Raw genomic sequence first — 15,323 nt, 5'->3', positions numbered from 1 at the left:
CGACTTTTCGGGAAACAAATAATCGAGGGTTGGAGGGGGCTTGTGGGTAGGCTGAAACCAGCAATCAGGCCGCCCCCACGAGGAGTGAAACATGACTGAAGTACGCCCCGAGGATGAAGTCGTCAGGATCTGCCAGGAACTGATCCGGATCGACACTTCGAACTACGGCGACGGAACAGGACCGGGGGAGCGCGCGGCCGCGGAATACACCGCCGGCCTCATCACCGAAGTGGGGCTGGACGCGGAGATCTTCGAATCGGCACCCGGCCGCGCGAATGTTGTCACCCGGATTGCGGGCGAGGACCCGTCGGCCAGCGCCCTGGTGGTTCACGGGCACCTGGACGTTGTACCGGCACTCCGGGAACAGTGGTCAGTGGATCCCTTCGGCGCGGAACTCAAGGACGGCTTGATCTGGGGCCGCGGAGCCGTGGATATGAAGGACATGGACGCCATGATCCTCTCCGTCATGCGGAATTTTGCCCGGACCGGGCGCAAACCCAAGCGCGACCTGATCTTCGCATTCTTCGCCGACGAGGAGGCCGGCGGAACCTACGGCGCCCGCTACGCCGTCGATAAGCGCCCCGAACTTTTCGACGGCGCCACCGAGGCGATCTCTGAAGTCGGCGGCTTCTCCGCCACCATTGGCGGCCAACGGACGTACCTCCTGCAAACCGCGGAAAAGGGTCTCTCCTGGCTGCGGCTGGTGGCCCACGGCCGTGCGGGCCACGGTTCGCAGATCAACACCGACAATGCGGTGACACGCCTCGCCAGCGCAGTGTCACGTATCGGCGAGTACAAGTGGCCGGTGGAGTTGACGCCCACCACCCGGCAGTTCCTTGACGGCGTGACGGAACTCACGGGCGTGGAATTCGATCCGGACGATCCGGACAAGCTCCTCAAGGAGCTCGGAACCGTGGCGCGCTTCGTGGGCGCCACGCTGCAGAACACCACCAACCCGACGCTCCTCAAGGGCGGGTACAAGCACAACGTCATTCCCGAGTCGGCCGAGGCACTGGTGGATTGCCGGACACTGCCGGGCCAGGAACAGCAGGTGCTGGAGATCGTCAGGGAGCTGGCCGGCAAGGGCGTCGAGGTTTCTTACGTCCACAACGACGTTTCGCTCGAGGTGCCCTTTGCCGGAAACCTGGTGGACTCCATGATCGACGCCCTGCACGCCGAGGACCCCGGCGCCAAGGTCCTTCCCTACACGCTGTCCGGTGGTACGGACAACAAGTCCCTGAGCAGGCTGGGTATCACCGGGTACGGCTTTGCCCCGCTCCAGCTCCCGGACGAGCTCGATTTCACCGGCATGTTCCACGGCGTGGACGAACGGGTCCCCGCAGACTCACTCAAATTCGGCGCCCGGGTGCTGGACAGGCTGTTGACCACCTACTGAGCCCGCCCTGTTCCCAAAGCCACAGAAAGCTGAAGTAAGCCACGCCATGACACCGGACCAGATCCTCACCGAGCCCCTGCTGGAACGCATCCGGGCGCGTGCCGCACGCTACGACCGGGAGAACGCCTTCTTCACCGAGGATCTGGAGGAACTCGCCGCAGCGGGATACCTCAAGATGTTTGTTCCAGCGTCCGACGGCGGTCTGGGCCTTGGGCTGGCAGATGCAGCTCAGCTGCAGCGGAGGCTTGCGACGGCGGCCCCCGCCACCGCGCTGGCGGTCAACATGCACCTGGTGTGGACCGGCGTCGCCCATGTGCTGGCAGCCCGCGGCGATTCGTCGCTGGACTTTGTCCTCCACGAGGCCGCGCAGGGGGAGATCTTCGCGTTCGGAAATTCGGAGGCCGGCAACGATTCGGTGCTGTTCGATTCACGGACGGCGGCCACCCCGCATGCCGACGGCAGCTACAGCTTCACCGGGCGGAAGATCTTTACCAGCCTCTCTCCTGCGTGGACCAGGCTCGGGATCTTCGGCAAGGACATTTCGGCCCGGGCAGGCGAAGGCGAACTGGTCCACGGATTCATCGCCAGGGACACCGCCGGCTACGAGATCCTTAGCGACTGGGACACCCTGGGCATGAGGGCCAGCCAGTCGAACACCACGGTGCTGGACGGCGCGGTGGTGCCCGCGGGCAGGATCTTCCGGAAACTTCCCGTGGGACCGAACGCGGACCCCTTGATATTCGCGATCTTCGCCTGTTTCGAGACCCTGCTGGCCGCTGTCTACACCGGCCTGGGAGAGCGTGCACTGGAGTTGGGCGTCGACGCCGTCAAACGCCGGACGTCCTTCAAGAACGACGGGCGGAGCTACGCGCAGGATCCAGACATCCGGTGGAAGGTGGCGGAGGCCGCCATGGCGATGGACGCCCTCTATCCGCAGCTGGCCGAACTCTCCCGCGATGTTGATGGCCTGGCCGATCACGGCGGCCAGTGGTTTCCCCGGCTCGTTGGCCTCAAGGTCCAGGCCACGGAAACTGCGCGCACGGTGGTGGACCTGGCAATCCGGGTCTCGGGAGGCTCCAGCTACTTCCGGGGGAGTGAACTCGAACGGCTCTACCGCGACGTACTGGCCGGGATTTTCCACCCTTCGGACGACGAGTCGGCGCACAACACCGTGGCCAATGCCTGGCTCGGGCCATTGGAGACCCCGTAGCACCGCCCGCACTCTAAAGCGCGGGCACCGATAACCGGCACCTGCTAATCGGGGCGCTGGACGCTATACCGTCCGCTGGACCTGGATGACTTTCCGGCGGAGCCAGAAGCGCCGCCCGCCACCCAGATAGAGGACGCTGCGCTCCAGTTCCCACTTGCCGTATTCGGAGTGTTCAACCAGGCGCCGCCGGGCTTCCGGCAGCGAATCCTCAGGGCTGACCGTCAGTACGAGGTACTCGTACTGCCTCGCGTAGTCCCGCTCCCGCTGGACTGAACTGCTCAGAAAATGTTCTTTCATTGCTCTCCATTTTCGTCCATTTCCGACTAACGTGAAGTCATGAGCATCGATCCGCGTGTCGCGCTTCAGTCCCTGACCACAGCCCTTGAAGAACACCTGATCGCAGCCTCCGCACGGCGGGGCGAGGGAGACCCAACGGTCGAAGCGGCGTTCTTTGCCGTTGCTGATGCCTTCGAAGTCTATGACGATTCACTCTACGAGGCCTATGGCGAAGTGACTCCGCTGGAGGTTATCGACGATGTGGATGACGACGACGATGAGCAGGATGCCGAGGACGACGAGGACCTGGAAATCGTCCAGGACTGACCAGTAGCCCGGCTCCGGCCGGACTCCATGCTCACAGGCCGGACTGCCTACTCCGGCGCGGAAACGTCTTCCAGCGCCCGGGCGATTTCCGCAGGAACGTGGGTCAGTTGTGCGTCCAGGATCTCCTTGAGCTGCACGGGGGACCTGGCACCCACGATTGCGGTGGCCACGCCGTGCTGCGACAGCAGCCAGCTCAGGGCAACATCGACCGGTGACCGGCCGAGTCCCCGCGCGGCCATCGCCACGGCCTCAACAATCCTGGACGCAGGCTGACCCAGATACGGCTCCACGTAGCTGGCCAGCCGCTTCTGTGAAGCCCGCGAATCCGCCGGAATGTGTCCGCGGTACTTGCCGCTCAGCACTCCGCGGCCCAGGGGTGCCCAGGCAAACAAGCCCAGGCCTGCGTCCTCGATGGCCGGAATCAGCTCGGATTCAGGCTTCCGTTGCAGCAACGAGTACTCCGACTGGCTGGCCACCAGCGGGAAGCCGGCCACCGCGGCAGCCTTGGCCGTCTGCCAGCCTGTGAAGTTCGACACACCGGCATACCGGGCGCGGCCCGTGCGCACGGCAAATTCCAGGGCCGACAGCGTCTCCTCCAGGGGGACGTTGGCATCCCATGCCTGCGCAAACCAGATGTCGACATAATCGGTGCCGAGCCGGGCGAGGCTGGCATCGAGCCCGGACAGCATCCCGTTACGGGAGGTGTCTACGCTCCGCCGGCCGTCCGACGTCGAAATTCCCGCCTTGGTGGAAATCACGACTTCCGAACGGGAGACGACGTCGCCCAGCATGGACCCCAGGAGGGCCTCCGCCTGGCCGTCTGCGTAGGACGCTGCAGTGTCGATCAGGGTTCCGCCGGCGTCAACGAACGAACGCAGCAGCTCGGAGGCGTCCTGCTCATCCGTCTCCCGTGCCCACGACATGGTTCCAAGGGAGAGTGAGGACACGCGCAACCCACTGTTGCCGACATAACGCTGCTGCATAGCAGTTAGCTTACGGGGATTCACCCTGCTCCATGACGTAGGGTCTATAAACGTGAACTGGTTTGAAGCGGCCCTGCTGGGTCTTGTCCAAGGGCTGACCGAATTCCTCCCGATTTCCTCAAGCGCCCACCTGCGCATCGTCGGTTCTTTCCTTCCCAATGCGGCGGACCCGGGAGCGGCGTTTACGGCCATCACGCAGCTCGGAACCGAGACCGCCGTGATCATCTACTTCTGGCGGGACATCGTCCGGATCGTCAAGGCCTGGTTCGGCTCCCTGACGCGGCGCGTACCGTCGAACGACCCGGATGCCCGCATGGGCTGGCTGGTGATCCTGGGCAGCCTTCCCATCATCGTCCTCGGCCTGATCTTCCAGGACCAGATTGAGTCAGTTCTCCGCAGCCTCTGGATCGTGGCCACCATGCTCATCGTTTTCGGCCTGATCCTCGCCGTGGCGGATGCTGTAGGCCGCCAGGAACGCGACCTGACGAACCTGACGTACAAGCACGGCATCCTCTACGGGTTCGCGCAGGCCATGGCGCTCATCCCCGGCGTGTCGCGGTCCGGCGGAACCATTACGGCCGGCCTGCTGATGGGATACACCCGCGAAGCAGCGGCCCGGTATTCGTTCCTCCTGGCCATTCCGGCAGTGTTCGGCAGCGGCCTCTACCAGCTGTACAAGGTCGTCTCCAAGGAAGGGATCACGGGGCCCTACGGCCTGCCGGAAACAGCTTTGGCCACCGTGATCGCCCTTGTGGTCGGCTACGTCATCATCGGCTGGTTCCTGAAGTTCGTCTCCACCCGCAGCTACCGGCTCTTCGTCTGGTACCGCATTTTCCTGGGCCTGGCGTTGTACTTGCTGCTCGGTTTCAATGTCATCAGCGCCTAGCACTAGGCTTGGTCTGTGAAATCCTGGATCTCCCGCCCTGTCCCTCAGCTCCCGGGCCGAATGCCCGCTGTTCGGATTTTCGACACCGCCGAGGGGGCATACAGCACCCTTGCGGCGACCGGTGAGCAATCACTTTATGTCTGCGGAATCACCCCGTATGACGCCACCCACATGGGGCACGCGGCCAGCTATGTCGCCTTCGACCTGCTGAACCGTGCGTGGCGGGACGGCGGCCAGCGCGTCGCCTATGTCCAGAACGTGACCGACGTCGACGACCCCCTGCTCGAGCGGGCAACCGCCACGGGCGTGGACTGGCGCGACCTGGCCGCGAGCCAGATCGATCTCTTCCAGACCGACATGGCGGCCCTCAACGTCCTGGCGCCGGACCACTACGTGGGGGCAGTCGAGTCCATCCCGGAAATCGTTCCCGCGATCGAACGCCTCCTGCACCTGGGCCTGGCCTACCGCGTCGCCGGCACCGCCGGCGAGCCGGACGGCGACGTCTATTACGACGTCGAGGCCGCCGGCAAGCAGTCAGCAGAGGCCGGTGCCTGGACACTGGGATCGGTGTCGGGACTCTCCGAAACCGAGATGCTTGAACTCTTCGCCGAACGCGGCGGGGACCCCGGCCGCGGAGGCAAGCGGCAGGCCCTGGACCCGCTGCTTTGGCGCGTGGCCCGCGACGGCGAACCCAGCTGGCCCGGCGGCGAACTGGGGGAGGGCCGGCCCGGCTGGCACATTGAATGCACGGTCATCGCGCAGAAATACCTGCCTGCGCCGTTCACCGTCCAGGGCGGCGGCTCAGACCTGATCTTCCCGCATCACGAAATGGGCGCGGGCCACGCCTATTCACTGGCCGGGGTTCCCCTGGCGCAGCACTTCGCCCACGCCGGGATGGTGGGACTCGACGGCGAAAAGATGAGCAAGTCCAAGGGAAACCTGGTGCTCGTGTCCAAGCTCCGGGCTGCCGGCGAGGAACCCGCGGCCATCCGCCTCGCAATCCTGGCCCACCATTACCGCACTGACTGGTCCTGGACCGACGCCGGCTTCGCCGAAGCGAAGGCCAGGCTGGAGGAGTGGCGCAGTGCGCTGGCCACGGCCCCGGAAGGATCAGCCGCCGCCCTTATCGCCGAAATGCGGGCCCAGCTCGCGGACGACCTCAATGCCCCCGGCGCGCTCTCGGCCGTGGACCGCTGGGCCGCCGACGCGCGGAAGCAGCAGCTTGCCGGCTCGCCGATGGACCAGGCGCTGGTGAGTGACGCCGTCAACGCACTGCTCGGCGTCGAACTCTAGACCCCGCGTCTGATTTCAGACCCCGCCAGGCCCTACTGCTTGTCCTTGCCGCGTCGCTTGAGGTACCGCTCGAATTCGCGGGCGATCGACTCCCCGCTCGCTTCGGGAAGGTCCGCGGTGTCCTTGGCCTCTTCGAGTTGCCGCACGTAAGCGGCAATCTCCGGGTCTTCGGTGGCGAGCTCGTCCACCCCGCGCTCCCAGGCGTCCGCCTCTTCCGCAAGTTCGTGCGTGTCGAGCGGCACCTGGAGCAACTCCTCAATCCGGTGAAGGAGGGCGAGCTGCGCCTTGGGCGAAGGTGCCTGGGCGACGTAGTGCGGCACTGCAGCCCAGAGGGACACGGTGGGCAGCCCGGCCAGCAGTGCCACTTCCGAGAGCACGCCGACAATGCCCACCGGGCCCTCGTACTGGGACGCCTCCAGGTTCATCCGCTCCCGCAGGGCGCTGTCGTCCGTGGACGTGCTCACCGGGATCGGACGGCTGTGGGGCACGTCGGCGAGCAGGGCGCCCACCAGGATGACGTAGTCCACGTGCAGCGCCTCGGCATGCACCAGCAGCTCAGCCGTGTAGGCCCGCCACTTGTAGGACGGCTCGGTGCCCTGGACAAAAATCACATCGACGTTCGCGTCCGGGGCACTGGCCTTGTAGATCCGCGTGGACGGCCATTTGATTTTGCGTTCCCCGGATGAGGTCCGGCGGATGGTGGGCCTTGTGAACTGGAAATCGTAATATTCGTCGGCGTCTATCGAGGCCACCTTCTTGCCGCCCCACAGTTTGTTCAGGTAGCGCAGGGCGTCGCTCGCGGCTTCACCGGCATCGTTCCACCCCTCGAAGGCGGCGAGCATTACAGTGATGCGCTGGCCTTCTGGCACGGGCTGCAGCAGCCGTTCCGGCTCGGGCGTGGCACCCGGTTCGCTGGTGTCTCCGTCGAAGCTATTCATTTCTTCACCCTACGTCCAAGACCCCGCCGGGTGCATGGAATGAAGCGCCACAAATCTTCGGCGGGCCGCATCCGGACCGCGGCAGCGCCGGGGTGTCCTGCAGGATATTCGCCAAGGGCGTAGTGCCGGCCTGCTGCGGATGTCAGCACCGTAGACTTGGAGCCATGCGATCCTCAGCCTCCCAGCCCCTTCTCAAAGCCGCTTTATGGGACATGGATGGCACCATCGTCGACACCGAACCGTACTGGATCGAAGCCGAGCATGCGCTGGTCGCAGCCCATGGCGGGCAGTGGTCCCATGCCCAGGCGATGCAGCTCGTGGGACAGTCCCTGGTTTTCTCCGCCGGTGTCCTCCAGAAGGCCGGAGTGAAGCTCGAGGCCCGTGAGATTATCGATTCACTGACGGCCCAGGTGGTCAGCAAAGTCCGCAAGTCCGTTCCGTGGCGGCCCGGGGCCCGCGAACTGCTGGACCAGCTTCACGCGGAAGGCGTCCGGTGCGCTCTGGTGACGATGTCCGAGGGCCCCCTGGCGCGCGAGGTGGTCGCGGCACTGCCGAAGCCCTACTTCGAATTCCTGGTCACCGGGGACACCGTCACGCACGGAAAGCCCCACCCGGAGGCATACCTCAAAGCAGTTGAACTGCTCCAGCAGGAAGACCCGGCGCTCACCGTCCACCACTGCGTGGCGCTGGAAGACTCGGCACCGGGGGTCGCGGCCGCCATGGCCTCCGGAGTGGCCACTGTGGCCATCCCGCACATCGTTCCGCTGCCCGCCGACCCCGCCAGGGCAACATGGCATTCCCTGGAAGGACGCACCGTGAGCGACCTGCAGCAACTGGTGGCCCGCCGGGCCGACTTCCCGGCCGACTTCCCGGCCGGGAACATCGGCCTGGAGGATGCAACCGTCCGGAGCCACGGCCTTGACTGAACCTACACGCGGCGCGGACCCGAAGGCACCCAACGGCCGCAGGGAAGGCATCTCACTGGGCCGCATCGCGGGGATCCGGGTGGTCCTGGCATACTCGTGGTTCATCATCGCCGCGTTCACGGTGATCGTCTACGGGCCGGTACTCGAAGGCCAATACCCGGACATGGGCATCGCCGCCTATTACGTGGCCTTCGCGTATGCGCTGCTCCTGCTTATCTCAGTCCTGGTCCATGAGCTTGCGCACGCCCTGACGGCCAAGATCTTCCACTGGCCCACGGAAAAAATCGTACTCAACCTCTGGGGCGGCCACACCCAGTTCGAGGGCTTTACCGCCACGCCCGGACGCTCGGTGCTGGTGGCCATGGCGGGGCCCGCTGCGAACCTGGCACTGGCCGGCGCCGGCTGGCTGTATATCCTCGCCGCGGACCCCTCCGGCGTGGTCGGCATCTTGTCCAACATCTTTGTCTGGGCGAACATGCTCATCGGCATCTTCAACGTCCTGCCGGGGCTGCCACTGGACGGCGGCCGCCTCGTGGAGTCCGCCGTCTGGAAAGCCACCGGCAGCCAGGAAAAGGGCACCGTCGCCGCGGGCTGGGCGGGCAGGATCATCGTCATTGGCCTCGCGGTCTGGTTCGTCCTGCTCCCGCTGGCGCGCGGTGACCGCCCAGACGTGTCGCTGATGCTCATCACGGTGCTGGTGGGCAGCTTCCTCTGGATGGGGGCCTCGGCTTCCATCCAGCACGGACGGCTCCGCAGCCGGCTGCACCTGGTGAACGCCGCCGCCCTCGCCGACCCGGCCGTTGGAATCCCGGAATCATCCACGGTGGCCGACATCCTCCGGCTGTCCCCCCAGGGAACTCCGGTAATTGTCCTGTGCGGACCGGACGGGCGGCCCGCCGGAGTCGTCTCCGATGTCGCCGTCGCGTCCGTCCCTGCGGCGTCGGCAGCCGTGACGCCGGCCACCGCGGTTTCGCACGCCCTTGGCGCAGGCGCCTACGTGCCCGAGTGGTCCCAGGGGCAGGAACTCGTGCAGTTCCTTGCCCAGCTTGAAGGCCAGGAGTACGCAGTGGTCGATCACCACGGCAGAGTGACCGGCCTGCTCCGCCAATCCGCCGTAGTGACCGCCATTACAGGCAAGGAAATGCGCCGCAGCGGGCGCGCCAAGGCGCAGAACCGGTAGAGTTACCTGCCGGTCGTGAAATACCGGCGCCCCGGGCCCGGCGACTGATGCCGGGCCATCCTGATGCACGGCCACACAGGTTTACAAAAGCGAGGAATATTCCATGAGCAGCGAAACTGCCGCCAACAACATCACGCCGGTCGACACCGCAGACGCCGCCGGCACCACCGGGGCAATGCCGGTGGGTGCTGCCCGGCGTCGCGGACCGTTCCGCGAGGGCGAACGTGTGCAGCTGACTGACGAGCGCGGCCGGATGAACACCATCACTCTGGAGGCCGGCGGAGCATTCCACACCCACCGTGGCTTCCTCAACCATGATGAAATCATCGGCAAGGTGGACGGGTCCGTGGTCACGAACAACGTGGGCCAGCAGTACCAGACCCTTCGGCCGCTGCTCTCGGACTTCGTCCTGTCCATGCCCCGCGGCGCTGCCGTGGTGTACCCCAAGGACGCAGGCCAGATCGTCACCATGGCGGACATCTTCCCCGGCGCCCGCGTGGTGGAGGCGGGCGTCGGTTCAGGCGCGTTGTCGATATCGCTGCTGCGCGCTGTCGGAGACAACGGCTACCTGCACTCCTTCGAACGGCGTGAGGAATTCGCGGACATCGCCCGCGGCAATGTGGAAACGATCTTCGGCGGCCCGCACCCCGCCTGGAAGATTTCCCTCGGCGACTTCCAGGAGGAAGTGGTTCGCAGCGAAGCTCCCGGTTCCGTGGACCGCGTGGTGCTGGACATGCTGGCGCCGTGGGAATGCCTGGACGCGGTGGCCACGGTCCTGGCCCCCGGCGGTGTGTGGATCAACTACGTGGCAACCGTGACGCAGCTGTCCAGGACGGCGGAGGCCATCCGTGCCGACGGCCGTTTCACCGAGCCCGATGCCTGGGAATCCATGGTCCGCGGCTGGCACCTGGAAGGCCTGGCGGTGAGGCCGGACCACCGCATGGTTGCCCACACGGGCTTCCTGCTGGTCACGCGCAGGCTCGCGGACGGTGTCACCGGCATCTCGGTGAAGCGGCGGCCGTCCAAGACGGACTTCAACGAAGAAGACGTCAATGCCTGGACTCCGGGCGCCGTGGGGGAGCGGCTCGTTTCGGACAAGAAACTCCGCCGCGCCGCCCGCGATGCCATTGCCGGAACCAACGTGAAGGACGATCCGGAGGTCACGAACTAGTCCGTATTTCGGATGTCTCCCGCAGTACCCGGCTTCTTGGGGCTATGGTCTTAATAGAAGCGCAGGAAGGGGCTGATGCATGATGGAAACTCCGAACAACGACTCCTCATGGACACCGGACGAGGCCGCAGGGGCTGTGGAACCTGAGAATGCCCGCTATGTGGCCAACGAACTCTCAGTTGCAGACCGGCAAGTGAACATCCTCCGGGACAAACTGCGGCACATAGACCGCCAGCTTGCTGCCGCGACGCAGAACAATTCAAAACTGGTGGGCATGCTGGAAACCGCGAAGGCGGAAATCCTGCGTCTTAAGAACGCCCTGGACCAGGAGGGCCAGCCGCCCTACAGCTTTGGCACCATTCTGCAGCTGAACCCTAAACGGCAGCCCACTGCCGGCAACAGCGGGCAGGCCGCGACGGAAGAATCGGTGGACATCTTCAACGCCGGCCGCAAAATGCGCGTGGGGGTGAGCCCGCTCGTGAACATGAACCAGCTAGCCGTGGGGCAGGAAGTCCTCCTCAACGAAGCCTTGCTGGTGGTGGCCGGCCTCGGCTACGAACGCGCCGGAGAACTGGTCACGCTCAAGGAAATGCTGGGCACGGACCGTGCCCTGGTGGTGGGCCGCGCTGACGAGGAACGCGTCATCCGCCTCTCGGGGGCACTGATGTCGGAGAAGCTCCGCGTCGGCGACGCCCTGTCCATCGATTCCCGGACGGGGTATGCCCTGGAGAAGGTTCCGCGCTCCGAGGTGGAAAACCTGGTACTCGAAGAGGTCCCGGACATCACCTACGAGGACATCGGCGGCCTGGGCCCGCAGATTGAGCAGATCCGGGATGCCGTCGAGCTTCCGTTCCTGCACCCGGACCTCTACCGCGAACACGGCCTGAAGGCTCCCAAGGGAATCCTCCTCTACGGTCCGCCGGGATGCGGCAAGACGCTGATCGCCAAGGCGGTGGCCAATTCACTGGCCGCGCGGGCAGCGGAGCGGACCGGGAACGTGGACCTCAAGAGCTACTTCCTCAACATCAAGGGCCCGGAACTGCTGGACAAATACGTGGGCGAAACGGAGCGGCACATCCGCCTGATCTTCTCCCGTGCACGGGAGAAGGCATCGGACGGCAGCCCCGTCGTCGTGTTCTTTGACGAGATGGACTCGCTGTTCCGCACCCGCGGCACCGGCATTTCCTCCGACGTCGAAACCACCATCGTGCCCCAGCTCCTGAGCGAGATCGACGGTGTTGAACGCCTGGACAACGTCATTGTCATCGGTGCGTCCAACCGCGAGGACATGATCGACCCGGCCATCCTGCGCCCCGGCCGGCTGGACGTCAAGGTCAAGATCCAGCGTCCGGATGCGGAAGCCGCAGCCGACATCTTCTACAAGTACATCACCACGGACCTGCCGTTCCACGAGTCCGACCTCGCCGAACACGGCGGCGACGTGCAGGAAACCGTCGATGCCATGATCCAGCGCACCGTTGAAGCGATGTACTCCACCGAGAAGTCCAACGAGTACCTTGAGGTGACGTACGCCAACGGGGACACCGAGATGCTCTACTTCAAGGACTTCAACTCCGGCGCAGTGGTGCAGAACGTCGTGGACCGTGCCAAGAAGTACGCCATCAAGGACCTCCTGACCACACAGCAAAAGGGCCTTCGCATCGACCACCTGCTGCGCGCCGTCGTCGACGAATTCCGTGAACATGAGGACATGCCCAACACCACCAACCCGGATGACTGGGCACGCATCTCAGGCAAGAAGGGTGAGCGCATCACCTACATCCGCACCATCGTCCAGGGCAAGGCAGGACAGGAGCCCGGTAAGTCCATCGAGACAATGCCCAACACGGGCCAGTACCTGTGACGGCCCGCAGCGGAGGAGCACCGGGCAGCCCGCTCCCTGCAGGCGGGGCAATGCGGGTGATGGGATCAGAAACCGAATACGGCATCCACGCACCGTCGGCGCCCGGCGCCAACGCCACGATGATGTCCGCCCGGGTGATCCAGGCCTACGCCCAGCTGACCCGCCAGCGGGCCGCCGGCGGCGCGGAAACCCGGTGGGACTACACCGACGAGGAACCGCTGCATGATGCCCGCGGCTGGACCCTGGAAAGGAACCAGGCAGACCCCAGCCAGCTGACGGACCAGCCGCCGGTTCTGGATGCCGAGGCGGTGGCACTGGCCTACGGACGGGAAGAACTGGAGCAGGACGGCGAGGACGAAACCGGCTCGCTCCTGATGAATATGGTGCTGGGCAACGGCGCGCGCCTGTACGTGGACCACGCGCATCCCGAATATTCCAGCCCCGAGGTCACGAGTCCCGCGGACGCGGTCACATGGGACGCTGCCGGGGACGTTGTGGCACTCTCCGCGGTGCGCAGGATGGCAGCCGACCCGCAACTGCCGCCGGTGAACCTCTACAAGAACAACACCGACAACAAGTCGGTGTCCTACGGCTCGCACGAGAACTACCTCATGCCGCGCGTGGTCCCCTTTGGCGACATTGTCCGCGGGTTGACGCCGTTCTTCATCACGCGCCAGATCATGTGCGGCGCCGGCCGCGTGGGCATAGGCCAGGACAGCTCCCGCCCGGGGTACCAGATCAGCCAGCGGGCCGATTTCTTCGAGGCGGAGGTGGGCCTGGAGACCACCATCCGCCGGCCCATCATCAACACCCGGGACGAACCGCACGCCACGGCGGACAAGTACCGCCGGCTGCATGTGATCATCGGCGATGCGAACCTCAGCCAGGTGGCCAATTACCTGAAGTTCGGCACCACCGCAATGGTGCTCAGCCTGATCGAGGCCGGGCTCGCTCCGCGCGTCGAAGTCCACGAACCGGTGGCTGCCCTCCAGGCCGTCAGCCACGACACTTCACTGACGGCCACCCTCCGGCTTCTGGATGGACGACGGGTCACGGCCCTGGACCTGCAGTGGATCTACTACGAAGCCGCCGCGAAGCTCGCCCAGGACACGGGAGTGGGCGATGCCGTGGACGGAGACGGACATACCCACGCCCTCCTGGAACGCTGGGCGGCAACACTGACCGATCTCGACAGCAACCGGCCGGCCGCCGCCTCCTCCGTGGAGTGGCTGGCCAAGCTTTCCCTGCTGGACGGATACCGGCAGCGGGACGGACTGGAGTGGAACGACGCCCGGCTGGGGCTGGTGGACCTGCAGTGGGCAGACGTCCGGCCGGAAAAGGGGCTCTACCACCGGATGCTTGCCAGGGGCCGCATGGACAGGATCGTCGACGACGAAACGATCGCGCGTGCGGTGACGGAACCGCCGTCGGACACGCGCGCGTTCTTCCGGGGGCGCTGCGTCAGCAGCTTCAGCAAAGACGTTGTGGGCGCCAGCTGGGACTCGGTGATCTTCGATGTCCCCGGCCACGGACGCCTCCAGCGCGTGCCCACCCGCGAGCCGTTGAGGGGAACGGAGGCCCTCACCGGAGGCCTGTTCGCGAGGCACAGGGACGCCGGATCGTTCCTGGCCGAATTGCTCGGACAAACTCCGCCTCCGCCACCGGCATAAAGCACCCCACCACGGCAAAAGGCGTGGCAATATGGGGCTTACAGGATGTCCCCTCTCATCGGGGACGGATAGAAGGAGAAGGAAATGGCAGGCCAGGAGCAGCAGCAGCCGCAGTCACGCGATGACGAATTCGAAGACGACGCCCCCGCCACGCCGCCCGCATCCGGGGATGCCCAGGCATCGGCAGCCACCCAGGGTGTGGACGATCTTCTGGATGAAATCGACGGCGTACTCGAATCCAATGCCGAAGAATTCGTCCGGGCCTTCGTCCAAAAAGGCGGCCAGTAGGGCCCAGGCTGCCCTCGCCTGAACCGGAGGGACGGCAGCCCGGACGGCCGAAGAGACGTTGACCCACCACGTTGAAGGAGTGCATCAGTGCAGGACACCACAGCCAACCAGGTAGCTGCCAACGCGACGTCATCATTCACTGAACACCTCCAACGCAACAGGCCCGGCTTACTGCCCTTCAATCAGCCGTTGCCTGCCGTTTCGGCCGGCGCCGCTTCACAGCCGCTGCAGGTGCCGCACGCCACCACCATCGTCTCGCTGACATACGGCGGCGGCGTCCTGATGGCCGGCGACCGCCGCGCCACGATGGGGAACATCATCGCGAGCAGGCACATTGAAAAGGTCTTCCCGGCCGACCGGTACTCGGTGCTGGGAATTGCCGGCACCGCAGGCATCGCCATCGACCTGACGCGGTTGTTCCAGGTGGAGCTGGAACACTACGAAAAGATCGAAGGAACGCTGCTGAGCCTGGAGGGCAAAGCCAACCGGCTCGGCGCGATGATCCGCGGAAACCTGCCCATGGCCATGCAGGGCCTGGCCGTGGTGCCGCTCTTCGCCGGCTTCGACCTGCCGGCGGGCACCGGCCGCCTGTTTTCCTACGACGTCACCGGCGGACGATATGAGGAGCAGGAACACCACGCCGTGGGTTCCGGTTCCATGTTTGCCCGCGGAGCCCTGAAGAAACTCTGGCGGCCAGGACTTACCGAAGCCGAGGCGGTCGCCGTGGCCGTTGAAGCGCTGTACGACGCGGCCGATGACGACTCGGCAACCGGCGGGCCGGACCCCGTCCGGCAATTGTGGCCGGTTGTCTACACCGTGGGCCGGACAGGCGCCAGGCGCATCCCCGAACATGATCTGGCGGCCGTTGCGGGCACCATCATCGAGGCCAGAACTGCTGCACGGCGGGAGGCCTGA

Annotated in this window: 15 protein-coding genes; 12 read left to right on the top strand and 3 right to left on the bottom strand. The window is 65.5% G+C overall.

The window, feature by feature from the left end:
* The first annotated feature begins 91 nt into the window (after positions 1–91).
* Positions 92–1,396, top strand: coding sequence for a M20/M25/M40 family metallo-hydrolase (locus BS38_RS0101650; protein ID WP_028269227.1), 1,305 nt, complete (start codon positions 92–94; stop codon positions 1,394–1,396).
* Positions 1,397–1,442: 46 nt separating this feature from the next.
* Complete coding sequence (locus BS38_RS0101645) at positions 1,443–2,606, top strand: acyl-CoA dehydrogenase family protein (RefSeq protein WP_028269226.1); 1,164 nt, start codon at positions 1,443–1,445, stop codon at positions 2,604–2,606.
* 63 nt (positions 2,607–2,669) lie between these two features.
* Here the strand turns inward: BS38_RS0101645 and BS38_RS0101640 are convergent, their stop codons facing one another.
* On the bottom strand, positions 2,670–2,903 hold the full coding sequence (locus BS38_RS0101640; protein WP_028269225.1) for a DUF5703 family protein: 234 nt from the start codon (positions 2,901–2,903) through the stop codon (positions 2,670–2,672).
* 39 nt (positions 2,904–2,942) lie between these two features.
* Between BS38_RS0101640 and BS38_RS0101635 the strand changes: the two genes are divergently transcribed.
* Positions 2,943–3,209, top strand: a complete 267-nt coding sequence (locus tag BS38_RS0101635) for a hypothetical protein (protein ID WP_028269224.1) — start codon at positions 2,943–2,945, stop codon at positions 3,207–3,209.
* Positions 3,210–3,256: 47 nt separating this feature from the next.
* Here BS38_RS0101635 and BS38_RS0101630 read toward each other — a convergent pair whose 3' ends face one another.
* Entirely contained in the window at positions 3,257–4,192 is a 936-nt protein-coding gene (locus BS38_RS0101630) for an aldo/keto reductase (RefSeq protein ID WP_028269223.1), read from the bottom strand.
* A gap of 52 nt (positions 4,193–4,244) precedes the next feature.
* On the opposite strand from BS38_RS0101630, the gene BS38_RS0101625 reads away from it, so the two are divergent.
* Positions 4,245–5,078 (top strand): undecaprenyl-diphosphate phosphatase, encoded by an 834-nt coding sequence (locus BS38_RS0101625; protein ID WP_028269222.1) that lies wholly within the window; start codon positions 4,245–4,247, stop codon positions 5,076–5,078.
* 15 nt (positions 5,079–5,093) lie between these two features.
* Positions 5,094–6,371, top strand: coding sequence for a cysteine--1-D-myo-inosityl 2-amino-2-deoxy-alpha-D-glucopyranoside ligase (mshC, locus tag BS38_RS0101620; protein ID WP_028269221.1), 1,278 nt, complete (start codon positions 5,094–5,096; stop codon positions 6,369–6,371).
* A gap of 32 nt (positions 6,372–6,403) precedes the next feature.
* Here the strand turns inward: mshC and BS38_RS0101615 are convergent, their stop codons facing one another.
* Positions 6,404–7,309 carry a PAC2 family protein gene (locus BS38_RS0101615; protein ID WP_028269220.1) on the bottom strand — a complete coding sequence of 302 codons (906 nt, stop codon included), beginning with the start codon at positions 7,307–7,309 and terminating at the stop codon, positions 6,404–6,406.
* A 164-nt stretch (positions 7,310–7,473) separates the two neighbouring features.
* On the opposite strand from BS38_RS0101615, the gene BS38_RS0101610 reads away from it, so the two are divergent.
* The 7 genes from BS38_RS0101610 to prcB all read left to right on the top strand — a co-directional run bounded on the left by BS38_RS0101610 (position 7,474) and on the right by prcB (position 15,323).
* Positions 7,474–8,235, top strand: coding sequence for an HAD family hydrolase (locus BS38_RS0101610; protein WP_051628659.1), 762 nt, complete (start codon positions 7,474–7,476; stop codon positions 8,233–8,235).
* Positions 8,204–9,415 (top strand): site-2 protease family protein, encoded by a 1,212-nt coding sequence (locus BS38_RS0101605; RefSeq protein ID WP_028269218.1) that lies wholly within the window; start codon positions 8,204–8,206, stop codon positions 9,413–9,415. The genes BS38_RS0101610 and BS38_RS0101605 overlap by 32 nt, the downstream gene beginning before the upstream one ends.
* A gap of 103 nt (positions 9,416–9,518) precedes the next feature.
* Positions 9,519–10,586, top strand: coding sequence for a tRNA (adenine-N1)-methyltransferase (locus tag BS38_RS0101600; protein ID WP_028269217.1), 1,068 nt, complete (start codon positions 9,519–9,521; stop codon positions 10,584–10,586).
* Between the two features lie 82 nt (positions 10,587–10,668).
* Complete coding sequence (gene arc, locus BS38_RS0101595) at positions 10,669–12,450, top strand: proteasome ATPase (protein ID WP_028269216.1); 1,782 nt, start codon at positions 10,669–10,671, stop codon at positions 12,448–12,450.
* A complete protein-coding gene (dop, locus tag BS38_RS0101590; RefSeq protein ID WP_028269215.1) occupies positions 12,447–14,120 on the top strand; it encodes a depupylase/deamidase Dop in 1,674 nt (557 codons plus the stop codon). Before arc ends, dop begins: the two co-directional genes overlap by 4 nt.
* 84 nt (positions 14,121–14,204) lie before the next feature.
* A complete protein-coding gene (locus BS38_RS0101585; RefSeq protein ID WP_028269214.1) occupies positions 14,205–14,408 on the top strand; it encodes a ubiquitin-like protein Pup in 204 nt (67 codons plus the stop codon).
* 87 nt (positions 14,409–14,495) lie between these two features.
* Positions 14,496–15,323 carry a proteasome subunit beta gene (prcB, locus tag BS38_RS0101580; RefSeq protein ID WP_028269213.1) on the top strand — a complete coding sequence of 276 codons (828 nt, stop codon included), beginning with the start codon at positions 14,496–14,498 and terminating at the stop codon, positions 15,321–15,323.

The sequence above is a fragment of the Arthrobacter sp. UNC362MFTsu5.1 genome (assembly GCF_000685965.1).
Classification (GTDB): domain Bacteria; phylum Actinomycetota; class Actinomycetes; order Actinomycetales; family Micrococcaceae; genus Arthrobacter.
Note: the sequence above shows the minus strand (reverse complement) of the source record. Positions and strands in the feature narration are given on the sequence as shown.